This is a genomic window from Bradyrhizobium sp. 2S1 (genome assembly GCF_011516625.5).
In the GTDB taxonomy this organism is placed as follows: Bacteria; Pseudomonadota; Alphaproteobacteria; order Rhizobiales; family Xanthobacteraceae; genus Bradyrhizobium; species Bradyrhizobium septentrionale.
Map to the genome: position 1 here is coordinate 1,175,287 of NZ_CP147717.1, position 20,732 is coordinate 1,196,018.

The 20,732-nt window shown below is 64.1% G+C and carries 20 protein-coding genes and 2 pseudogenes; 13 read left to right on the plus strand and 9 right to left on the minus strand.

Features of this window, described 5'->3' with window-relative positions; genetic code table 11:
- Positions 1–18 precede the first annotated feature (18 nt).
- Both HAP54_RS05730 and HAP54_RS05735 read left to right on the plus strand, forming a co-directional pair.
- Positions 19–708 carry a glycosyltransferase family 2 protein gene (locus tag HAP54_RS05730; RefSeq protein ID WP_035978298.1) on the plus strand — a complete coding sequence of 230 codons (690 nt, stop codon included), beginning with the start codon at positions 19–21 and terminating at the stop codon, positions 706–708.
- Complete coding sequence (locus HAP54_RS05735; RefSeq protein ID WP_051346788.1) at positions 705–1,115, plus strand: DUF2304 domain-containing protein; 411 nt, start codon at positions 705–707, stop codon at positions 1,113–1,115. Before HAP54_RS05730 ends, HAP54_RS05735 begins: the two co-directional genes overlap by 4 nt.
- Positions 1,116–1,163: 48 nt before the next feature.
- Here the strand turns inward: HAP54_RS05735 and HAP54_RS05740 are convergent, their stop codons facing one another.
- The gene (locus tag HAP54_RS05740) at positions 1,164–2,861 is read right to left on the minus strand and encodes a hypothetical protein (protein WP_029084876.1); all 1,698 of its coding nucleotides are present in this window, start codon (positions 2,859–2,861) and stop codon (positions 1,164–1,166) included.
- A 379-nt stretch (positions 2,862–3,240) separates the two neighbouring features.
- Here HAP54_RS05740 and HAP54_RS05745 point away from each other — a divergent pair, with 379 nt between their 5' ends.
- The gene (locus HAP54_RS05745) at positions 3,241–4,575 is read left to right on the plus strand and encodes an IS1182 family transposase (protein ID WP_166299036.1); all 1,335 of its coding nucleotides are present in this window, start codon (positions 3,241–3,243) and stop codon (positions 4,573–4,575) included.
- 45 nt (positions 4,576–4,620) lie between these two features.
- Here HAP54_RS05745 and HAP54_RS05750 read toward each other — a convergent pair.
- From HAP54_RS05750 to HAP54_RS05770, 5 genes and pseudogenes are all read right to left on the minus strand, one after another.
- Positions 4,621–5,739, minus strand: a pseudogene (locus tag HAP54_RS05750) (IS4 family transposase); the annotation flags it as partial.
- A gap of 249 nt (positions 5,740–5,988) precedes the next feature.
- Complete coding sequence (locus HAP54_RS05755) at positions 5,989–7,032, minus strand: transporter substrate-binding domain-containing protein (protein ID WP_166299037.1); 1,044 nt, start codon at positions 7,030–7,032, stop codon at positions 5,989–5,991.
- Positions 7,033–7,123: 91 nt separating this feature from the next.
- The gene (locus tag HAP54_RS05760; protein ID WP_166299038.1) at positions 7,124–7,714 is read right to left on the minus strand and encodes an SCO family protein; all 591 of its coding nucleotides are present in this window, start codon (positions 7,712–7,714) and stop codon (positions 7,124–7,126) included.
- Between the two features lie 16 nt (positions 7,715–7,730).
- The gene (locus tag HAP54_RS05765) at positions 7,731–7,865 is read right to left on the minus strand and encodes a hypothetical protein (protein ID WP_283843079.1); all 135 of its coding nucleotides are present in this window, start codon (positions 7,863–7,865) and stop codon (positions 7,731–7,733) included.
- A 197-nt stretch (positions 7,866–8,062) separates the two neighbouring features.
- Positions 8,063–8,530, minus strand: a complete 468-nt coding sequence (locus tag HAP54_RS05770; RefSeq protein WP_166299040.1) for a hypothetical protein — start codon at positions 8,528–8,530, stop codon at positions 8,063–8,065.
- A 275-nt stretch (positions 8,531–8,805) separates the two neighbouring features.
- Here HAP54_RS05770 and HAP54_RS05775 point away from each other — a divergent pair, with 275 nt between their 5' ends.
- The gene (locus HAP54_RS05775; protein WP_166299041.1) at positions 8,806–10,464 is read left to right on the plus strand and encodes an FAD-binding dehydrogenase; all 1,659 of its coding nucleotides are present in this window, start codon (positions 8,806–8,808) and stop codon (positions 10,462–10,464) included.
- Positions 10,465–10,707: 243 nt separating this feature from the next.
- Here the strand turns inward: HAP54_RS05775 and HAP54_RS05780 are convergent, their stop codons facing one another.
- Positions 10,708–11,076, minus strand: coding sequence for a winged helix-turn-helix transcriptional regulator (locus HAP54_RS05780; RefSeq protein ID WP_166299042.1), 369 nt, complete (start codon positions 11,074–11,076; stop codon positions 10,708–10,710).
- 104 nt (positions 11,077–11,180) lie between these two features.
- Between HAP54_RS05780 and HAP54_RS05785 the strand changes: the two genes are divergently transcribed.
- The 3 genes from HAP54_RS05785 to HAP54_RS05795 all read left to right on the plus strand — a co-directional run bounded on the left by HAP54_RS05785 (position 11,181) and on the right by HAP54_RS05795 (position 14,047).
- On the plus strand, positions 11,181–12,638 hold the full coding sequence (locus HAP54_RS05785; RefSeq protein WP_166299043.1) for a CDGSH iron-sulfur domain-containing protein: 1,458 nt from the start codon (positions 11,181–11,183) through the stop codon (positions 12,636–12,638).
- A gap of 204 nt (positions 12,639–12,842) precedes the next feature.
- Complete coding sequence (locus HAP54_RS05790; protein WP_248114267.1) at positions 12,843–13,460, plus strand: alpha/beta hydrolase family esterase; 618 nt, start codon at positions 12,843–12,845, stop codon at positions 13,458–13,460.
- Between the two features lie 236 nt (positions 13,461–13,696).
- Entirely contained in the window at positions 13,697–14,047 is a 351-nt protein-coding gene (locus HAP54_RS05795) for a RidA family protein (protein ID WP_028339041.1), read from the plus strand.
- Between the two features lie 93 nt (positions 14,048–14,140).
- Here the strand turns inward: HAP54_RS05795 and HAP54_RS05800 are convergent, their stop codons facing one another.
- A complete protein-coding gene (locus HAP54_RS05800; protein ID WP_166299044.1) occupies positions 14,141–15,295 on the minus strand; it encodes an alpha/beta fold hydrolase in 1,155 nt (384 codons plus the stop codon).
- Positions 15,296–15,483: 188 nt separating this feature from the next.
- Positions 15,484–16,551: an aromatic ring-hydroxylating dioxygenase subunit alpha gene (locus HAP54_RS05805; RefSeq protein ID WP_166299045.1), complete on the minus strand. Its 1,068-nt coding sequence runs from the start codon at positions 16,549–16,551 to the stop codon at positions 15,484–15,486.
- Between the two features lie 106 nt (positions 16,552–16,657).
- Between HAP54_RS05805 and HAP54_RS05810 the strand changes: the two genes are divergently transcribed.
- From HAP54_RS05810 to HAP54_RS05835, 6 genes and pseudogenes are all read left to right on the plus strand, one after another.
- Positions 16,658–17,566 (plus strand): LysR family transcriptional regulator, encoded by a 909-nt coding sequence (locus HAP54_RS05810; RefSeq protein WP_166299046.1) that lies wholly within the window; start codon positions 16,658–16,660, stop codon positions 17,564–17,566.
- Between the two features lie 104 nt (positions 17,567–17,670).
- The gene (locus tag HAP54_RS05815) at positions 17,671–18,360 is read left to right on the plus strand and encodes an RNA polymerase sigma factor (RefSeq protein ID WP_166299047.1); all 690 of its coding nucleotides are present in this window, start codon (positions 17,671–17,673) and stop codon (positions 18,358–18,360) included.
- A gap of 94 nt (positions 18,361–18,454) precedes the next feature.
- Positions 18,455–18,976, plus strand: a complete 522-nt coding sequence (locus HAP54_RS05820; protein ID WP_166299048.1) for a DUF4142 domain-containing protein — start codon at positions 18,455–18,457, stop codon at positions 18,974–18,976.
- 11 nt (positions 18,977–18,987) lie between these two features.
- On the plus strand, positions 18,988–19,308 hold the full coding sequence (locus HAP54_RS05825) for a cupredoxin domain-containing protein (RefSeq protein ID WP_175619370.1): 321 nt from the start codon (positions 18,988–18,990) through the stop codon (positions 19,306–19,308).
- Between the two features lie 92 nt (positions 19,309–19,400).
- Positions 19,401–19,762, plus strand: a pseudogene (locus HAP54_RS05830) (nuclear transport factor 2 family protein).
- A gap of 125 nt (positions 19,763–19,887) precedes the next feature.
- Positions 19,888–20,703, plus strand: a complete 816-nt coding sequence (locus HAP54_RS05835; protein ID WP_166299049.1) for a helix-turn-helix transcriptional regulator — start codon at positions 19,888–19,890, stop codon at positions 20,701–20,703.
- Positions 20,704–20,732: the final 29 nt, after the last annotated feature.

The following is a 20,732-nucleotide window of genomic DNA, read 5'->3' on the forward strand; positions in this document are numbered from 1 at the left end:
GTTGCGGATGGATCAGACATGACCGGCCGGATTCGCAATCCCTGGGTCGTTGTCGCGGCGTACGATGAAGCGCCGGCGGTCGGCAGCGTCGTGTCCGGCATTTGCCGCGCCGGATACGCCGTCGTCGTGGTCGATGACGGCTCCGTCGACCGCACCGGCGACGTCGCGTTGCTCGCAGGCGCGGTCGTCGTCCGGCATCCGATCAACCTCGGACAGGGCGCCGCGCTGCAGACCGGCATCGACTACGCCCTCGAGCAGCGTGCGGATGCGCTTGTCACGTTCGACGCCGACGGCCAGCATTCCCCCGCGGCCATCGCGGCGCTGCTCGCGGCGATCGAGCAGCCCGGCATCGATTTCGCGCTCGGCAGCCGCTTTCTCACCGGCGCGACCGCAAATCTGCCGATGGCGCGCCGCATCCTGCTCAGCGCCGCGCTCTGGTTCACGCGCGCAAGCACCGGACTGCCGGTCACCGATACCCACAATGGCCTACGGGCGATGACCTCGCGCGGCGCCCGCGCGATCTCCTTGCGACAGAACCGAATGGCGCACGCGTCCGAGATCCTGCACCAGATCGCGCTCAGCCGCCTGCGCTTTGTCGAAGTGCCGGTGAATATCGAGTACAGCGCCTATTCACTGGGCAAGGGTCAACGCATCACCGATGCGCTGACCATCCTAATCGATCTGTTTGAGCGGAGGCTCTACCGATGATCGCGCAGCTGTTGCTGACGGCCCTTCTGACGTTGGTTCTGGTCTACGCCTGGTCGGCGCATCGAACGGTGCCCATCATCGGCCTGCTCGCGAGCAGCGCGGCGCTCGCCGGCCTCTACTTCGTCTGGATGCAAGAGCACGCCACAGCACTTGCGGCCCTCGTGGGAATCGGGCGCGGCTCCGACCTCATCGTCTATATCTGGGTCGTGATCAGCCTGCTCATCATGCTCAACTTGCATCTGAAGCTGCGGCTCCAGCTCGACATGATCACGCGGCTAGCGCGCGCCGTGGCGATCGATCGCGCCAAGGAGAGCCGGCGTGAGGCAGTCCCCCCGCGAAAACGTCGCCCGGTCACGTTGGGCCGAAAGGCTGGCGCGCCCCCGATTGAATCGCGGGCGAAGAAGTAGATGCCATTGCCGAGTCGCGCCTGACTTCAAGTCGCGGCTGACTTGGCGTCACTCACCGAGCCCGCGACGATTCGCGTAGATCTTGGCGAACGGGCGACCGAATCGCGTGACCTCATCAACCAATACGGCCGTCGTGCCGTCGGCACAGGGCCAGCGCTCGGTGGTGATCAGGTAGTCGGCCTCTTCCGGATGCGTTTCGGCAATCCAGTTGCGACGGAACATCACGCCTGCCAGTTGCTCGCGCCAGGCCAGGCAGATCAGCACGCGCGGCGGATCGCCCGCGAACCGGCCTTCGGCGTCAATTCGATCCTCGAGGCGGCGCAGCGCCTCGGGAGCCGCCATGCTCCAATAATCGAGGTCGAAGCGGCCGTAAGCGCCGGCAACGCCGCCTGCCAGACTGTTCATCGCGATATACTCGAGCGGATGCAGGATGATGAGCGTCGCCACGATGGCGGCCGTGTGCGCGACCCCGAGGGCCGCGGGCACAATCGGGAGGCGTCGGAAGAAGGGCAAGAGGCTCGCAAGCCCGCGCGCGGCCACGACGGCGAGCATTGGGATCACGAACAATACATGGCGGACACCGTCATAGAGCGTCGAGCCCTGCAGGATGAGCACCACGATAGGCCCGAACGCCGCCACACCGACGACGAGCACCGCGCGCGATCCTGCGAGCTCGGCCGCGACTGGTCGCAGGCCCGCGACGCCGGACCGACGCAGGGCGCCGAGGGCGGCGCGGCTCCACCACGCTGCTGCACCGATCCAGACCGCCATGCCGATCAACAGCAACGCCAAAAAGCCCTCCGGCAGGCGCGCCAGGAGCTGTCCGGGGATGTACCAGGCGGGCACGTTATCGGTGAATGTGAGCCGGCTCCAGTTCTGGAATTCGAACGAGGTGTCGAGCGTACCAAAGTGCCGATAGGCCTCGAGGAATTGCGTGAGCGGATTTCCAATCTGCAACCAGGGCCAGAGCGCAATCGCCGTCAGCCAGGCGATGAGGATGACAAGCAACGTATGCAACGCGATCTGGCGCAATTGGCCATAGCCCGCGCGGCCATGGCGCAGCAGCGCCTCGAGCGCGCACAGGCTCATGCCGCCGACGAGGTAGGCGTGCGTAATCACCCCGCCGGTGCGCGTCGCGATGGCGAGGCCAGTGGCAAGGCCTGTCGCAAGAGTCAGAGGCCAGCTCGGCACCTCCTGCCGCACCATCAGGACGATCGCGAGCGTCGACCAGCTCATGGCGAACAGGAACGGCACGTCGATCGGGGCGAAGAACAGGTTGCCGTACAGGTAGCCGGTCAGCAGGCACAGGGTGAGTGCCGTCAATCCAGCCCAGTATCCGACCGTGAGCCGTGCCATCGGCACGACGGCGGCGAGCCCGGCGAGGCCCAACAGGAAGGTCATTGCGTGCCGGACCGTGATCGGGTTCGCGAGCTCAAGCGACTGCACGGCCGCAACAAGCATCTGAAACCACGGTCCATACATCCACAGATACTCTTCGACCGCCTCGAACTGAGACCGGTCCGCAAAGGCGCTCGTGTACCAGGCAAGCGCCTTGGGGCCGTACTCGTCGGTGTTGAATTCGTCGGTGGACAGCCCGTAATCCGCGGCGGTCGCAAGCCCGATGACCAAGGCCACGCCCAGCACCAGGAGCACGACCGACGTCTCAGCATAGCGAGCAGCAAATGCGAGGCCGAGTTTCGGCCTCGCAAACCCAGAGCTGTCGTCATCCACCCGTTCAAGCGCCATGCATTATCCTGCGATCGAGCGGCTGCGCGAGGGGTTCAAGTGCCGGATCAAGCCGTAAACGGTTCTACCCCGCCGCCTGCATCACATCGGGCGACACCTCGCTCAACTGCCTAGTCGCGAGCGCCCCCCCAGCGCACCTCAAGTGTTGTCCGCGGGCTTCGATAACATGCCTGAAGGGAACTTTGTTCCGAAAGTTCAAATCAGCTCGCGGGCGTTTCCGCGGTGAGCAATCAGTTAGCGCGCGACATAGCGCTACCTGACGGGGGCGGCATCGTAGAATGTCGCAGAACATCGCGGAATGTCGCAGCTTGGCGCTCCCTAGGAGCTTGTCTGGATAGTCGCTGTTCAAATCTGGTCGGGTCTGATTCAACATTGGGCGATGAGCAAGTATTTTCGGCCTTGGAACATCGATCAGACGCTGCTTCTGCCGCCGAATGTGCAGGACTTCGTGCCGAAAGGCCATGTCTCGCGGTTTATGGTTGATCTGGTGCGGGAGAGCCTCGATCTCAGGGAGATCATGGGCAGCTATGTGAGCGGGCTTGGGCAGCCGCCGTTTGATCCGCGGATGATGGTGGCGCTGCTGCTGCATAGCTATGCGAGTGGGCTGTATTCGTCGCGTCGGATTGCCAAGGCCTGCCGGGAGCGGAACGATTTTGTGATGATCGTGGCGCTGGATGCGCCGGATTTTCGGACGATCAGCGACTTTCGCAAGCGACATTTGAAGGCGCTCGGCGCGCTATTCGTGCAGGTTCTGAAGTTGTGCGAGACGGCCGGGCTGGTCAAGCTCGGTCATGTCGCGCTGGATGGTACGAAGATCAAGGCGAACGCGTCGAAACACAAGGCGATGAGTTATGAGCGCATGAAGAAGCGCGAGGCGGAATTGAAGGCCGAGGTCGCTCGCATGCTGGCGGCCGCCGAGGCGGCGGATGCCTCGGAGGATGAGACTTTCGGCAACAGCGACGAACTGCCGGACTGGACCGTCGACAAGCAGAAACGGCTGGCGAAGATCCAGCAAGCGATGGCGGCGCTGGAAGCGGACGCCAAACTGGCGGCGGAGGAAGAGCGCCGCATCGAGGCCGAAAAGGAACAGCAGCGCCAGGCCGAAGGCCGCAAGAAGCCGGGCAAACCGGCGGCGCTGCCATCGGAGGAACCCAATCCCAAGGCGCAACGCAACTTCACCGATCCGGAAAGCCGCATCATGAAGTCGAAGGATGGCTTCGTTCAGGCCTATAATGCCCAGGCGGCCGTCGATGCACATGCCCAGATCATTGTCGCGCAAGAACTGACCCAGCACGGCAGCGATCAGGGCCAGTTGGTGCCCCTGATCGAGGCCATCGAGAGCAATCTTGGCCGCAAGCCGCGGCAGGCCTCAGCGGATTCCGGCTACTGCAGCGAAGCCAATCTCGAAGCGCTCGACACACGCAGCATCGATGGCTATGTCGCGCCCGGACGCGCCAAGCACCCGACAGTAGCGAACGGAAAAGTCGGCGGCCCGCTGACACAGGCCATGCGAAAGAAGATCGACGATGGCGGCTTCGAAACACCCTACCGATTGCGAAAGCAAGTGGTGGAGCCGGTGTTCGGGCAGATCAAACAGGCAAGAGGCTTCCGCCAGTTCCTGTTGCGGGGCATCGAGAAAGTGCACGCCGAGTGGACAATGATCTGCACCGTCCATAACCTCCTCAAGCTGTTCAACCTCGCAAACGCAGCCTGAGCCTGCTACTCTACAACAAATGCCCGTCACGAAAACATATCTGGACGGGCTCCTAGGGTTGATTGGCGGAGGCTTGTCGATGCTGGCGAAGGCTCGCCGGGTGAACAGGAACTGGCTGACGAGTTCGGCGAGCCTGAGCGGCAGCATTTTGATGCAGTTGGTCCGCGCGGCAATGCGCAACAGTAGGTAGGCAATCATCGCAGCAAGCACTTGCAGGCGGATTGCATTGTCGTTGGTGCCGAGGAACTTGCGGATGTCGAGGTGCTGCTTGATCCAGCGGAACAGCAGTTCGATCTGCCACCGGCTCTTGTAGAGGGCGGCGATCTCGACGGCCGTTCGGGTCGTATCGTTGGTGAGAAGCGTGATCACGCCGCCGTTCTCCCGCCTGACCTTGATGCGCCGCAGCGGTATCGGCAAACGCGAGTCGCCCTTACTGGTGAGCTTCACCTCGTCGTCGACGATGATCCTGAAGCCGTCCCCCTTGCTGTTGCGGATGGTGCGATGCCTGACCGCGCGTAGCCGGATGCTCGTCTTCGGCCGGGTCACGAAGAAAGCCTTGCTATCATTGATCTTCTGCCACCAGTCGAAACGGCAATATCCCTTGTCGAACACGTAGGTTGTGCCGGCCTGGATCGGAGTCTGGCGACCGATCTCGATATCGTTGACGTTGGCAGCCGTCACCTCGACGCACTTCGGGATATCGCCCTTGGGATCGTAGACCACGTGCAGCTTCATGCCGCGGATGCGGCCGTTCCACACCGCCCAGGTGCAAACTTTGCCAAGCGGGATCGGACTGGCGTCGATCAGGCGCACCATCTCCTTGCCTTCGCCCCGCAACTGCCGGCTTGCCATCGCCGACAATCGTGCAAAGGTTTGCGCAAAAATGCTGGACGGGCGGCGGGTATTGGCATCCGACAGCGTCGAGCGGGACAACCTGCCGGTGCCCAGATGATAGTGATGCTGAGGATTGGCGTTGAAGCCGGTCACCACGGCGCGCAGGCTGTTGTTCCCGCTCAACTGCGCATAGATCAGCGCTACCAGGTGATCCCAGCTCTTGAACGACTTGTCGTAGGCATCCCCGTCCAGACGATCCACAGCCGTCTGAAACTGCCGCCGATTGATCGGTTCAAGCAGCCTACTAAAAATGCTATCGCGAAATCGCATGCTCGGCCTTCTGTGTCTCGACAACCAGAAAAGACCGATTTGCCTCGGTTTTGCCGAGCATGCACCGCGACACAGTGAATCATTCCCCGGACAGCCCTGCGCTCTTGCGGGGAGAGGGTTGGGGTGAGGGGCTCTATCCGCATCAAATGGCAAGAGACGGATTCGCGGAGGCTCCCCCTCACCCGGAATTCAAGCTGCGCTTGAATTCCGACCTCTCCCCGCAAGCGGGGCGAGGTGAAGACCACAGTGTCAAAACGGGCTGATCGAGAAATAGCGCAGCCACAGATCGGTGAAGCGGCCTTTTTCCCAAATCCGGAACAGCGCCCAATTCAGCGACTGCCGGAGCAGATCGTTGCCCTTGCGGACGGCGATGCCGACGCCCTCACCGAAAAAGCGGCTTTCGACGAAGGGGCCGCCGGAGAACGCGCAGCATTCGCCGGAATCGGTGCCGTTGATCCAGAACGCGAGCGAGATCGCATCGCCAAAGATGAAATCGACCTCGCCGCGGCGCAGCGCCGCGCGCAGCGCATCGTTATCCGGATAGGAATGGATCTCGGCGTCGGTGAACATCGCCTTGAGGTAGGCCTCGTGCGAGGTGCCGGCGATCACGCCGACCTTCTTGCCCTCGAGAAATTCCGGGCGGATTTCCGGCATCACGTTGTCGCGGCGCGACACGAAGCGTGCCGGCGCGCGGTAATAGGGATCGGTGAAATCGACCTTGGCGCGCAGCTGCGGCGTCACCGCCATCGACGCGATGATGGCATCGCCCCGGTTGGTGGCCAGCGCATCGATCAGGGTCTCGAAGCGGCGCATCTGGATGGTGCAGGTGACCTTGATCTCGTCGCAGAGCGAACGCGCCAGGTCGACGTTGAAACCGGCCGGATTGCCGTCCGGCCCGGTGAAGTTGAACGGCGGATAGTCGGTCTCGGTCAGGAAGCGGATCACGGTGAGGCGCGAGAGGTCCGGCCTATCCGGGCGGCGCCGCGGGTCCCAGAAGCCCGGCACCGCCTGCGGCGCAGCCTCGGCAGCGGCCTTGGGCGGCAGGGTTGGAGTCGGTGGCACGGCAGCGGCCGGGGGCGGCGCAGGCGCCGTCGGTGCAGGGGCCGGTCTGGCAGAAGGAGCCGGAGTTGGAGCGGGAGCCGTCTTGGCCGCGGGCGCCTGCTGTGCCTGGGTGGGGGGTGTCTGCGCGATCGCCGGGCCTGCCAGCGCCAGCAAGCCAGCCGCCATCACCCCCGCGGCCAGGCAAAGCTGGCGCGAGCGGACGGCAAAGGGCTGGGCGGACAAATCTGGCATAACCGGCAATTTTAGGGAATTGAACGGCTTATAGACCATCCGGCGCGTGATGCGAGCGCCGATTGGGTTAATTCTGAAGCGGAAATGGCAATCAGAGATACCGTTTGAGATCGGCCGCGGCCTCTTCCGGCGTCCGTTTCAGATTGAACGGCGAAACGAAACGGCCGTCGCGATCCATCAGATAGATCAGCGCGGTGTGATCCATCGTGTAGTCGCCATCCTTCAGCGGCACCTTCTTGGCGTAGACACGATAGCTCGACAGCACCTTGGCGATCGCGGCGGGGTCGCCGGTCAGGCCCTTGAGGTGCGGATCGAAGCTCGAAAGATAATCCTTCATCGCGGTGGCGGTGTCGCGTTCCGGATCGACCGAGACGAAATAGGCATTCACGCGATCGGCGTCCTTGCCCATCGCCTTCAGGACCTCGGAAATCTCGAACAGCGAGGTCGGGCAGACGTCCGGGCAATGGGTGAAGCCGAAGAAGATCAGCGTCGGCTTGCCCTGGAGGTTCTTGTCGGTGACGGTCTGGCCGGCTTGGTCGGTGAGCTGGAACGGGCCGCCGATCGCGGCCGGGGCGGCGACAGTGCGGAGGCCCCCGACCGCCCACAGCATAAGGAACAGGCCGACCGCGAGGCTGCCGGCGAAGGCGGCGAAGATCACCAGCGGGCGAGTGGTCCGAGGCATGGGCGGGACATCCTTGTCAGAAGCAGGCGGAGATGCCGGCCGTGATCGTTTCGAAAAACACCGCGGTCCCGTAGTGGAACCAGAGCGCCGCGGCGGCAAGCAGGACCACCCCGCCGATGCCGGCGGCGCCCCACAGGATCGCAGATGCCACCCGGCCCTGCGGAGCCGTCACGAGCTCGGATCGGGTGGAGATCGGCTGAACCATACGGTTGAGATAAGCCGGGTTCCGGCAGGCAGCAAGCGCAACGGCGGCCGCAGGCCGTCAAATGATAGCGAGGCTACTCCCGGCAGCGGCCGGATCACGCCGGCGATGGCAGACGAGGATTAAATGCAGAGATCAGCCGGAGCTCAGTGCTCGGGCTTCGACGCCGAGGCCTGGGCGTTGAGGTAGCACGGCTTGTACAGCGCCTGCAGCTGCTTGCCGCGCAGGAAGATCATCCGGCGGGTCAGGCCGCCGCGGTCCGTGATCCATCTGCGGACGGCCGGCGGGTACATCAGGTACAGCATATGGGTGGCTTCGGGATTGGGGACCGGGCGGCCGTCGTCACCGTAATCCCAGGCCGCATGGAAGCCGAGACTGGCGTGTGACGTCACACAGATCCGGTCATGAGGAACCTTGCCGAGCACGATGGTGCAGGCCGAGGCGCACAACCCGTCGATGATGACGGTCTCGCCCGACGTGCGCAGGTCCTGATATTTGTCGACATAAATCCCGATCTTGCCGCCGCGATCGTCGGCGATTCTGACCACTGCCTGTGACGCCCCCATTCCCGCCAGCAGGAGAACCGCAGCGAGCAACCCCGTCATCAACTTCATGGCCAGCCCCAGTCGAAACCGAATCTGTTGGTCTTGTGATGCAAGATGTCGTGAGCGTGTTGCGGCTGCGGATTTTTGTCCAGACGAGCGAAGCCGGACAAAACAAATTCAAATTGGGTGTTGCGCGCGCGCTGCAGTGGAGCGTGGAAAAGGTCCCAAACTGGAACAGCCTGCCGCAACTACTTGGTGCCCGGCCGCCACAGGCAAGGTCCATTCGGCGTTGACCGCGCGCAATCACGCGGTCTTCAATCGCAGCGGGACGGGGGGAATCAAACATGGCTGACGATGCGGATGTGATCGTGATTGGCGCCGGGCTGGCAGGCTTGGTCGCCGCAACCGAGATCGCCGACGCAGGCAAGCGCGTCATCGTGCTCGACCAGGAAGGGGAACAGAGCATCGGCGGCCAGGCCTTCTGGTCGTTCGGCGGATTGTTTCTGGTCGATTCGCCGGAGCAGCGCCGGCTCGGCATCAAGGATTCCGCAGACCTCGCACTGCAGGACTGGATGGGCACCGCCGGTTTCGATCGTGAGGAGGATCACTGGCCGCGCAAATGGGCTGAGGCTTATGTGGCGTTCGCGGCGGGCGAGAAACGCGACTGGCTGCGCGCGATGGGCCATCGCATCTTCCCGGTGGTCGGCTGGGCCGAACGCGGCGGCTACGACGCGATGGGCCATGGCAATTCGGTGCCGCGCTTTCACGTCACCTGGGGCACCGGTCCCGGCATCGTCGAGCCGTTCGAGCGTCGCGCACGCGAGGCCGCGAAAAGCGGACGGCTGGTGTTCAAATTCCGCCATCGGGTCGACGCGCTCGATGTCAGCAACGGCGCGGTCGACGGCGTGCGCGGCGCGATCCTGGAACCGACAGGCGTCGAGCGCGGCAAGAGTTCCTCGCGCAATGTCGTCGGCGATTTCGCACTTCGCGCCCAGGCGGTGATCGTCGCCTCCGGCGGCATCGGCGGCAATCATGATCTGGTGCGGCAGAACTGGCCGAAGCGGCTCGGCGAACCGCCGAAATTCATGATCTCCGGCGTGCCCGAACATGTCGACGGCCGCATGATCGGGATCACCGAGGCGGCCGGCGGCCGTCTGATCAACCGCGACCGGATGTGGCACTATGTCGAGGGCATCCAGAACTGGAACCCGATCTGGCCGCGTCATGGCATCCGGATTCTGCCAGGACCGTCATCGATGTGGTTCGACGCGTCAGGCAAACGGCTGCCGGCGCCGCTGTTCCCGGGCTCCGACACGCTCGGGCAGCTGCACTACATCATGGGCACGGGCTACGATTATTCGTGGTTCATCCTGACCCAGAGCATCATCAAGAAGGAATTCGCGCTGTCGGGCTCCGAGCAGAACCCCGACCTCACGGGCAAGAGCTGGCGCATGACGATCAAGCGCGCCACCAACAAGGGCGCGCCGGCGCCGGTCGAAGCCTTCAAGCAGCACGGCGCCGACTTCATCGTGCGCGACAATCTCGGCGATCTCGTCGGTGCCATGAACAAGCTCGCCGGCAACGACCTGTTGCAGCTCGATGCCATCAAGACGCAGATCGAGGCGCGCGACCGCGAGATCACCAATCCCTACGTCAAGGATGCGCAGGTGATGAACCTGCACAATGCGCGCCGCTATATCGGCGACAGGCTGATCCGCACCGCGAAGCCGCATCGGATCCTCGATCCCGAGCACGGCCCGCTGATCGCGGTGAAGCTCAACAGCCTCACCCGCAAGACCCTCGGCGGCTTCGAGACCGATCTGGATTCGCGCGTGTTCGGCAATGATCACCAGATCATCCGCGGTCTCTACGCGGCCGGCGAAGCCGCCGGCTTCGGCGGCGGCGGCGTGCACGGCTATCGCTCGCTGGAAGGCACGTTCCTCGGCGGCTGCCTGTTTTCGGGCCGCAATGCCGGACGCGCGGCGGCGAAGGCGGTGAGCTAGAGGTCGAATAGCAACCGCGAAAGGGCTGGAGGCCCTCTCCCGCTTGCGGTGGGCGCCTGCACGATTTCGGAATATTAGAAGAATATCGCTGAGTTGCCCGACGTGTCAAGTTGCCTGGTCGAACGCCTGCCGCCGCCGGCTACTTTGCATGGGGTTGTTTTCGATATTTTGGCAACGAGCCGCTGCGACGGCGCAAGCGGGAGAGGTGCATCGAGGCCGCGGCCCGACCGATCCAACCTAATTTCAATTATCACCCGCTCGCCTCCAATCCGCCTCCGCGCTGAGGAAGCGGACGCCGAACGTGTCGGCATTGGCCTCGCCCCAATCGTAGAGCGCCTGCAGCATCGGCTTCAGCATCTCGCCGCGCTTGGTCAGGCAGTAGCGCGAGGAGCCGCCGCCGCGCTCCTGCCTGACGAAGCCTGAATTGCAGAGATCGCGCAGGCGCTCGGTCAAAACCTTGTCGCTGAGTTGCGGGATGTCGTGGCGCAGTTCGCCATAGCGCATCGGCCGAACCTTCAGCCGGCTCAGGATCACGGTCTTCCATTTGCCGCTGAGCTGATCGATCGAGAACTCGACCGGGCAACCATATTTGCGCTTGGTCTTGCGGATCATCCCGTTCTCCCGCGGCACTTTCCATCTGGTTCGTTGAGAGCCGCCATCGATCCATCTAAGCACGCTTTGCGCGGGTTGGGCGAGTTCAGGGATCATTGCAAGGCATGACAGAAGACAATTCCGCCCGAGACGCAAACGACAAGCAAGCGGCGCACAAGCGCATCATCGTCAGACGCAACGGGCCCTACGAACCCGAGCCCGGCATTCCGATCGTCGATCATCTCGGTGTGCCGATCGCAGCCGAGGCGCCGGTGCGGCTCTGCCGCTGCGGACAATCGCAGACAAAGCCGTTCTGCGACGACAGCCACGTTGCGTGCGGCTTCACCGACTCCAGGGATGCGCGGCGGGTGCCGGACAAGCTTGACGTCTATGCGGGGCAGCAGGCGTATGTGTTCGACAATCGCGGGACCTGCGCACATTCCGGCTTGTGCACCGACCGGCTCAGCTCCGTGTTTCATCTCGGTGAGGAGCCGTTCATCGCGCCGAGCGGCGCGCGCTTCGACGATCTCCTCAACGCCGTACGCAGGTGCCCATCGGGCGCGCTCGGGATCGGCATTGGCCCCGCGCGCGACGCCAACCTGTCCGACGTCAGCCGGCCGCCGCAGATAGAAGTGTCGAAGGACGGCCCCTATCGCGTCACCGGCCATGTCGATCTGGTCGATGAGGATGGCACGCCGGTCGCACGGAACGCGGGCGCGTCGCAGGAACATGTCAGTCTGTGCCGCTGCGGCTCTTCGCTGAACAAGCCGTTCTGCAGCGGCATGCACTGGAACGTCGCATTTCGCGATCCGGTCCCCGATCCCTTGCGCGAGCCGACGCTGTTCGAATGGGCCGGCGGCTATCCGGCGCTGCTCGACATGACCCGCATCTTCTACGGCCGCTATGTGCCGGAAGATCCGCTGCTCGGCCCGCTGTTCGCCGAAATGTCGCCGGACCATCCCGAACGGGTGGCGGCGTGGCTGAGCGAGGTGTTCGGCGGCCCGCGCTTCTACACCGAACGTTATGGCGGTTATCGGCGGATGGTGTCGCAGCATATCGGCAAGGAGATCCGGCCGGAGCAACGCGCGCTGTGGGCCACCTATATGGTGCAGAGCGCCGACGATGCCGGGCTGCCGTCCGATCCGGAATTCCGCGCCGCGTTCGTCGCCTATATCGAATGGGGCTCACGGATCGCGGTGGAGAATTCGGGGGCCGGTGCGAAACCGCCGCCGAACATGCCGGTGCCGCGATGGTGGTGGGTCTGCAACGCAACGCCCGCGGCGCGGCTGTCCGCAATTGAAGGCGACGCGCAAGCCGCAACCGAGACCAGCGTAGCGCTGCCCAGTCCGGGCGAGGCGGTGCAGTTCGAAGCACACATCCGGCCGCTGTTCCGGCCGATGGATCGCAACTCGATGCTGTTCGCCTTCGACCTCTGGAAGGAGGAGGACGTGATCAAGCACCGCCGGCAGATCCTGGCCCGTCTGGAAGCCGGCACCATGCCCTGCGACGGGGCCTGGCCGGCTGAACAAGTGGCGCTGTTCGCACGCTGGGCCGATGCGCTGAAGCCGCCGACCGGATCGTGAAAGCCGTGTTCGGCCGGACCGGTTGAACCGGCTGTGTCGTCATGCTGATATCGCCATCGCGAGGACAGGAAACCTCAGCGATGCGACGGCATCCAATCGGTATGCTGGTTTTGGCCGGCGCGATCGCCTTGAGCATCGTGCCGGCGCGCGACGCGAACATTCACGCTGCAGCCACCTGCAACCAGGCCCGCGCCGCTCGTCATCGTGCTGCACGGCAAGACCCAGAGCAGCGCCGACATGATCACACGGACGTCGTGGCCATTGATCGCCAGGCGCGACGGCTTCGCGGTGGCGTATCCCGATGGGTTGAACCACGCCTGGGCCGACTCCCGGCCGAACGCGCGGCGCGCCGCCGATCCGCCGCCGGAAGGCACCGACGACGTCGCCTTCATTGCGCAATTGATCGCGAAGCTCGTCGGCGACGGGACCGCCGATCCGAAGCGCATCTATGTCACCGGCATCTCCAATGGCGGCGCGATGGCCATGACCTTGGCCTGCGAACGCGCCGACCTGTTCGCGGCGGCGGCCAGCGTGGTCATGAACCTGACCGACGAATCCGCCGGCGCCTGCCGGCCTGTGCGTCCAGTGCCGGTGCTCCTGATGAACGGCACCGTCGACCCGCTGATCCCCTATCAGGGTGGACGCGGCACCAGCTATTTTGCGGTCGACGGATTCTGGTCGACCGAACGCCCCCTGCAATTCTGGCGGCGGACCAATGGCTGCGAGAACAAGGACGCCGCAACCACCGATCTGCCCGATCGCAACCCTTCCGACCAATCAAACTGTCACACGGATCGACTCAGCCTGTCCGCAGGGACGTGACGTCGTGCTCTACCGGGTGAATGGCGGAGGCCACCGCATGCCCGGCCACTTCCCGGACGCGCATTTTACGAAACTGGCGGCCGCGCTGCTCGGACCGCAAAACGGCGATATCGACGGCGCCGATACGATTTGGGCGTTCTTTACGCGCTTTCCGTGAGATGTACGTTTGCAAAATGCGCAGTGGCGGCGAACCCCGCGGCGCGGTAGACAGTGCCGCCATTCAAGTGGAGACCCAAATGAGCATTCAACGTTTCGAAACCGGCCCGCGCATGAGCCAGGCCGTCGTGCACGGCAACACCGTCTATCTCGCCGGCGTCGTCGCCGGCAAGGCCGCGGGCGGCAGCGTCACCGACCAGACCAAGGACATCCTGTCGATCATCGATGGCCATTTGGCCAAGGCCGGCACCGACAAGTCAAAACTCCTCAGCGCGACCATCTACATCACCGACATGAAGACGTTCCCGGAGATGAACGCGGTGTGGGACGGCTGGGTCTCGGAGGGTAACACCCCGGCCCGCGCCACCGTCGAGGCCAAGCTCGCGGCGCCGCAGTACAATGTCGAGATCATGGTTGTCGCGGCGAAGTAAGCGCGACAATCAACCGCGACGCACGTCGTCGCGACGGATATCGGATGCCCCGGATTGCAAAATTGCAATTCGGGGCATTTTCGTTTTTTGCACTCACGCGCTGATCCGTGCTCGCTCGCCCGCGGCCTCGCCGAGATCGGACTGCAGCCAGCGGGCAATCCGGCGCCATGGACCGGCCAGAGCCCTGCAGCCCATGAACAGGCCGAGATGACCACACGGCTCAGTCTCGCTTCGCAGCCACGCGGGCGGCGTGCCCAACAGCCGCATTGTCGCAAATGCCTGGTCGGGCGGAACAACGATGTCGTTCTCCGCGGCGAGCAGGAAGGTCGGCAGCTTCACCGCGGCAAGATCGATCTTGGTGCCAAGCGCGACGAAGTCTCCCGCCGCGATCCGGTTCTGACGAAAGATCCAGTCAGTCACTTCCAGGTAGTAGGTGCCCGGCAGATCAAGCGTCTCGCTGTTCCAGCGCGTGAAACGATCGAGCAGCGCCTGTGCGTCCTCCGACTTGCCGTCGAGACGTCGCTGCAGCGCCGCCTCCACGTCAAGCAGGCTGAACGGAATGCTCCAGAGCTGCAGCATGTACTTGCCACTGACGATCCCATCTCCCTGACGCACCATCGCCTCGAAGCCTTGCTGCGGCAGCGAGGCGACCATCCTGGAAAGCTCCGACGACACCGAGACGTCGACCGGGCTGCCTGCAAGCACGAGCCGCCGCACCTTGCCGGGGAAACGCGCCGCATAAAGCAACGACAGCCAGCCGCCTTGACAGAGACCTGCAAGGTCGACCGGCGGCCCGATCGTGTCGACGGCCACATTGAGATCAGACAGATAGGTGTCGATCGAGAAATATCGCATCTCCGGTGCCGCCGAGCGCCAATCCGTGAGATAGAGACGCGCTAGACCCGCCTGCTGTAACGCCTCCATCAGGCTGTGGCCGGGGGCAATATCCGCGATCTGCGCGCGGTGCAGCGCATAGGGCGCGCAGACCAGCAGCGGCGGGCCTTCGACCGCGCTTGAAAAGTCGAGCAGGCGCATCGACGGCAGCTGAAGCGCGACCGAGTGGGCCGTCGTCCAGGGCAGTGCCGCTTCGCCTGGCGCATCCGCCGGCTCCGGCGCGAGATTGGGGTACCACTGCGAGTAGATGTCCAGCGCCAAACGCGTGGCTTCAAACGGCCACAGCCAGGCGTCCTGCACCCAGCTGGCGCTCGCGCCTCTTTCCGATGGGTCCGCCTTGTCGGGCAAGCTCATTCACCGATTGATCGCCACCGAAATGGTCTGGCCGGCGCGGGTCGAAGCCTTGACCCTAATCAAAAACCGACGAATTCACGTTGAGCACCTTACGCCAAACCCGCTGGAGCGCAGCCACGCCAGCACGTCACGATCTCGCGATCCCGGCGCAGCTTGTGACCAGGCGGTGATGGCCATCGCTTCAGCGACTATGCGACGCGTGCTGTGCCCCTCTCCGCCTCGAGCTTGCGCGCGAACAGCCAGCGGAAATAGGTCAGCGGCGCATCGGCGCCGATCGCAAGCAGCTGATAGTCCGGATCGACGTCGAGCACCTTCTGCTGCGCCTCGATGAAGTCCTTGTCCTCGTTGAAGGCCTCCTCGAGGGAATGCCGCAACGAGAGCGCGATGTTCGGGTTGCCGATGTCGAAATCGTGCAGGTAATTCCAGAAGAAGTGCGTCGACGAGCGGGTCTCCGGCGTCATGAACTGGGCGTTGCGGTATTGCCGCGTGCCCGGAACCTGAACGCCTTTCTCCACGCCCTGCCCGGCCGGCGCAAACGTGGTATCGAGCGTGAAGATGCCCGGAACGATCATGCGGCCGATATTGCGACGATCGACCTTGTCGGCCCGGTTGGAAATCACCTTCTTGTGGTAGGGCGGCGCATCGGCGCCCATGTGCCAACGCTCGACGCGGAAGCCGTCGTCCAGCTTCTCGATCGCGACCGGCTTGGTCTTGTAGGCGTATTCCTCGGAGCCGCCGAGCGTGTTGGTGTGGACGAAGGCGAGGTGGGCGAAGTCGCTGAGATTATCGACGATCAGGAGCCAATTGGCCTTGTAGTGCATGTAGCCGGGCAGGCCGCGCCATTTGGGATCTTCGAGCGGCGGATAATCCAGGATCAGCTTCGGATCGGCCTTCTCGGGATCGCCGGTCCAGATGAAGATCATGTTGTAGCGCTCGACCACGGGATAGCTGCGCACGCCGAGCTTGGCGGGGATCGCGTCCTGGCCGGGAATCTGGATGCACTTGCCGTCGGCCGCGAACTTCATGCCGTGATACATGCACCTGATGTCGTCGCCCTCGACGCGTCCCATCGAGAGCGGCGCGGCGCGATGGCAGCAACGGTCATCGAGCGCGACCACCTTTCCGCTGGAGCCGCGATAGAGCACGATCGGCCGCTCCAGGATGGTGCGCGCCAGCTTCTTGCCGTCGATCAGCTCGTGATTCAGCGCCGCCACATACCAGGCGTTGCGCAGGAAAATTCCGTTGTCGTCGGCCATCTCGCCCTCCCGATGCAAATTTGGTTACGACGAGGTTAGGTGATTGCGATCGCCGGGATAATCCGATTTGGCTGGACACACTGTACCGCTGGATGGACAATCGGCCATGGAGTGGCGCGATTGGGAGCTGTTTTGCGAGGTTGTCGAGCATGGCGGCTTCACCGCGGCCGCGCGCGTGCTCGGACATCCCAAATCGAGCCTCAGTGCTGCGGTGCAGCGTCTCGAAGCCAATCTCGGGCTGCGGCTGATCGAGCGGACCACGCGGCACCTGCGGCTGACCGATTCCGGCGAGACCATCTATCGCAAGGTGCGCCCGCTGTTCACCGCGCTGCACGACACCCACAGCGAGGCGCTCGCGATGAGCAGCGCGGTCGCAGGCACCCTGCGCATCAAGGCGCCCTACGAATTCGGCGCGCATCACGCCGGGCCGGTCGCCTGCGCTGTGATGGGCCGCTATCCCGAGCTCGCGATCCGGATCGATGTCGAGCACGACATCGTCAACCCGATCGCCGAAAACTACGACATCGTGTTCGCGATGCTGGAGGCGCCGCTGCCGTCGGCCGGCATCGTGATCCGCCGCGTCTTCACCCTCGAGCGCGGCCTGTTCGCCGCGCCGGCGCTGCTGGAGAAGTTGGGCGAGCCGCGCACGCTGATTGAGCTGAGAAAGCTGCCGCTGTTGACCGGCCCGAGCGATCCGCCATGGGCGATCACCGCTCCCGGTGGTGCGGTCGAGCATCTTGCGGTGGATCGCGCCCGTCTCACCAGCTCGAATGCCCATGTCCGCCTGCAGGCTGCGCTTGCCGGCCATGGCGTGCTGCGGGTGACCGCGAGCTACACCCGCGCCGCGGTCGCCGCCGGCGAGTTGCGGCGGCTGTTACCGGATCACGCCTGCGAGCCGCTGAACGTGCACGCGCTGTTGCCCGCGCGGCAATTTGTCCCTGCCAAGGTGCGCTGCTTCCTCGATGCGATGGAGGCGCATGCGCGCGGCGATCCGGAGGCATATATCAAGCCGTGACCGCTGATTGTGAGCTGTTTTGGCCAATCACGATTTTCTCGGGAACCTGGCCGGCCCCGTGGCATCTAATGTCGATGATCAGTGAACAGTGAGGCAATCCAGCCATGCGCCAGGCCCAGGTAAAGCAACCACCGCCGATCCGCTCAGTCGAAGCCGAGCTCGTGCAACGCGCGCTCGCCCGCGACGAGGCCGCGGTTCGCGCCATCATGCAGGCGAATAATCGCCGGCTGTTCCGGCTGGCGCGCGGCATCCTGCGCAACGACAACGAGGCCGAGGATGTGGTTCAGGAGGCCTATGTGCGCGCCTTCACCCATCTGGACCAGTTCCGCGGCAACTCGAGCCTTTCGACCTGGCTGTCGCGGATCGCGATCAACGAGGCGCTCGGCCGCCTGCGTAGCAGGCACACAAGCGTGGAATGGTCCGAGCTACCGAGAGGCGCCCTTGAGGCTCAGATCATCCAGTTCCCCTTGTCATCAGCGGACGATCCGGAAAAATCCATGGCCCAACGCGAAATCCAGCATGTTGTCGAGCGCGCGATCGATGAGCTGCCCGAGGCGTTCCGCCTCGTCTTCATCACCCGGGTGATCGAGGGCATGAATGTCGAGGAGACCGCTGAAATCCTCGCCCTGAAGCCGGAAACCGTGAAGACCCGCCTGCACCGTGCCCGGACCATGCTTCGCGACAATGTCGAGCGGAAGATCGGCCCCGTCGTAATGGAGGCCTTTCCCTTTGCGGGCAGACGCTGCGAGCGATTGACCGAGGCGGTCCTGAAACGGCTCGGCGCCACCGCATAGATTTTCGGGAACCTCGGCGCGTCCGCACCATCCAACTCCTGTGCAACCAACAACGTGCCGTGCGCTACGCCCGGCTCAACAGGAGTGTCAAACCATGTTCGTTCGATTGAGCATCGCGGTCGCCGCGCTCAGCGTTCTCAGCGGAGCAGCGTTGGCGCAGGGCGCAAAGCCGACCGATCCGCAGATCGCGCACATCGCCTATACCGCCGGCGTGATCGACATCGATGCCGCCAAGCAGGCCGAGTCGAAGGCTTCCAACAAGGAAGTCAAGGCGTTCGCCCAGGACATGGCGCGCGACCATGAGGCGGTGAACAAGCAGGCGCTCGACCTCGTCAAGAAGCTGAAGGTGACGCCCGAGGACAACGACACCAGCAAGGCGCTGTCGAAACAGGCGGCCGACAAGCTCGCCGAGCTCGGCAAGCTGACAGGCGCCGCCTATGACAAGGCCTATATCGACAACGAGGTCACCTACCACAAGACCGTCAACACGGCGCTGGAGACGCAGCTGATCCCTTCGGCCACCAATCCCGAGCTGAAGGGCCTGCTGCAGACCGGCCTGAAGATCTTCCAGGGCCACCAGCAGCATGCCGAACATGTCGCGGCCAGCCTGAAATAAGGAGACGCATGATGTTGCCAGGACGCAATCTCGCAACGCTCGCCTTGCTCGTGTTCGGCGCGACGGCTGTCCCGGCGCATGCGGCCACCATCCAGATCGTGATGGAGAATTTGGTGATCTCGCCGGCCGAGGTATCGGCCAAGGTCGGCGACACCATCGAATGGGTCAACAAGGACGTATTGGCGCACACCGCCACCGCGAAGAACGGCGACTTCGACGTGACGATTGCGCCGAAGAAAACGGTCAAGTCGGTTCTGACCAAGGCCGGCACGGTCGACTATTACTGCCGCTACCATCCCAACATGAAGGCGGTGCTGACGATCGCGCCGTAGCACGCGCGATGACCTCCGAGGTAATCGATCGATGCCTGCGAACCTTCGATAGTCCGGACAGCCGACAGTCCGGCCCATCGAAGGAGAGCACCATGACCGACCACGCCACCATCGCCCGCAATATATCGAGCTCTGGAACGAGCGGACGCCGAGCCGTCGCCGCGAGATGCTGAGCCAGAACTGGACCGCCGATGCGCGCTATGTCGATCCGCTGATGAGCGGCGATGGCCGTGAGGGCGTCGATGCATTGATCGCCGGCGTGCAGCAGAAATTTCCGGACTTCACCTTCAAGCTGATCGGCGAACCGAACGGCTTCGGCGACCATGTCCGCTTCTCCTGGGGGCTCGGACCCGACGGCGTCGACAGCCCGATCAAGGGCACCGATTTCGCCATGCTGAAGGACGGCCGGATCAGGAGCATCACGGGCTTCCTCGATCAGGTGCCGGGCGCCTGACCCGAGCTTCTTGTACGACGCGTTTTCTTCACGCAAACCGGGCCCCACTTCGCTCGAAAACGCTATGGTCCGCTTCCAAGCCGGTGATGTCGCTGCTAATCTTCCCGAAACACAGGGAGGACGCCATGAAGGCAGATTTCGCCTTCAAGACTTCTGTCGTCAGCGACATCACGCCGGCGCGGCTGGCGATCGGCCGCGACAGCTTTCCGCAGGCCCTGATCGGTTCGCTGCGCCGCATCGGTTCGCCGCGTCGCGTCGCCGGCGTCGGCCACTGCATGGTGTTCTCGTTCCCAGGCCCGCGGTCCGCCGCGTGCCTGCTCGACGTCGGCAACATCCCGACCGGGCGTGAGCTTGGGATCGCCTATTCCGAACATTTCCATCAAGCCGACCCGAACCGCGATGCCGTGTTCGAGGGGCAGGCGCAGGCCACGCCAATCGTGCTGCCGACCTTTGCCCGCCGGATGTACAGCGACGGCTACCGCAAGATCTTCTTCGACGATTCCGACATCGTCGACAAGTTCGCCTCGGCGATCTGGACTGGCGACACCTGCTTCTATGTCAACTTCTACCAGATCACAGCGCAAGGCCGTTTCAGCCGCGAACAGATCGCGCGGCTGGCCGCGGTCGCGCCCGCGTTGACGGCAGCGGTGGCGCGGCACTTCCAGCCCGACATGGCGCCGGATGCCGATCCGATCGCGCGGCTGCAGACCCTGTTTGCGACGGCAGCACCGCTCGCCCGGCTGACCGGGCGCGAGCGGGAGGTCTGCCTGCGCATCCTGTCGGGCCTCAGCTCGGAAGCAATCGCGGCCGAGCTCGGCATCGGTCTGCATTCCGCCCTCACCTATCGCAAGCGCGCCTATGACAAGCTCGGCATCTCCTCGCAGAACGAGCTGTTCGCGATCGCGCTGCGCCTGATGGCCTCGACCCGCAGCCTGAACTGAGGGGGCCTTGAGCGGTGGCTTCCGCCTGT

Coding starts and splice junctions, on each gene's coding strand:
- HAP54_RS05815 (WP_166299047.1), top strand. CDS start 17,671: ATGCGCCAGGCCCAGGTAAAGCAACCACCGCCGATCCGCTCAGTCGAA.
- HAP54_RS05735 (WP_051346788.1), top strand. CDS start 705: ATGATCGCGCAGCTGTTGCTGACGGCCCTTCTGACGTTGGTTCTGGTC.
- HAP54_RS05745 (WP_166299036.1), top strand. CDS start 3,241: ATGAGCAAGTATTTTCGGCCTTGGAACATCGATCAGACGCTGCTTCTG.
- HAP54_RS05825 (WP_175619370.1), top strand. CDS start 18,988: ATGTTGCCAGGACGCAATCTCGCAACGCTCGCCTTGCTCGTGTTCGGC.
- HAP54_RS05800 (WP_166299044.1), bottom strand. CDS start 15,295: ATGAGCTTGCCCGACAAGGCGGACCCATCGGAAAGAGGCGCGAGCGCC.
- HAP54_RS05785 (WP_166299043.1), top strand. CDS start 11,181: ATGACAGAAGACAATTCCGCCCGAGACGCAAACGACAAGCAAGCGGCG.
- HAP54_RS05755 (WP_166299037.1), bottom strand. CDS start 7,032: ATGCCAGATTTGTCCGCCCAGCCCTTTGCCGTCCGCTCGCGCCAGCTT.
- HAP54_RS05730 (WP_035978298.1), top strand. CDS start 19: ATGACCGGCCGGATTCGCAATCCCTGGGTCGTTGTCGCGGCGTACGAT.
- HAP54_RS05810 (WP_166299046.1), top strand. CDS start 16,658: ATGGAGTGGCGCGATTGGGAGCTGTTTTGCGAGGTTGTCGAGCATGGC.
- HAP54_RS05775 (WP_166299041.1), top strand. CDS start 8,806: ATGGCTGACGATGCGGATGTGATCGTGATTGGCGCCGGGCTGGCAGGC.
- HAP54_RS05740 (WP_029084876.1), bottom strand. CDS start 2,861: ATGGCGCTTGAACGGGTGGATGACGACAGCTCTGGGTTTGCGAGGCCG.
- HAP54_RS05820 (WP_166299048.1), top strand. CDS start 18,455: ATGTTCGTTCGATTGAGCATCGCGGTCGCCGCGCTCAGCGTTCTCAGC.
- HAP54_RS05805 (WP_166299045.1), bottom strand. CDS start 16,551: ATGGCCGACGACAACGGAATTTTCCTGCGCAACGCCTGGTATGTGGCG.
- HAP54_RS05760 (WP_166299038.1), bottom strand. CDS start 7,714: ATGCCTCGGACCACTCGCCCGCTGGTGATCTTCGCCGCCTTCGCCGGC.
- HAP54_RS05770 (WP_166299040.1), bottom strand. CDS start 8,530: ATGAAGTTGATGACGGGGTTGCTCGCTGCGGTTCTCCTGCTGGCGGGA.
- HAP54_RS05780 (WP_166299042.1), bottom strand. CDS start 11,076: ATGATCCGCAAGACCAAGCGCAAATATGGTTGCCCGGTCGAGTTCTCG.
- HAP54_RS05795 (WP_028339041.1), top strand. CDS start 13,697: ATGAGCATTCAACGTTTCGAAACCGGCCCGCGCATGAGCCAGGCCGTC.
- HAP54_RS05835 (WP_166299049.1), top strand. CDS start 19,888: ATGAAGGCAGATTTCGCCTTCAAGACTTCTGTCGTCAGCGACATCACG.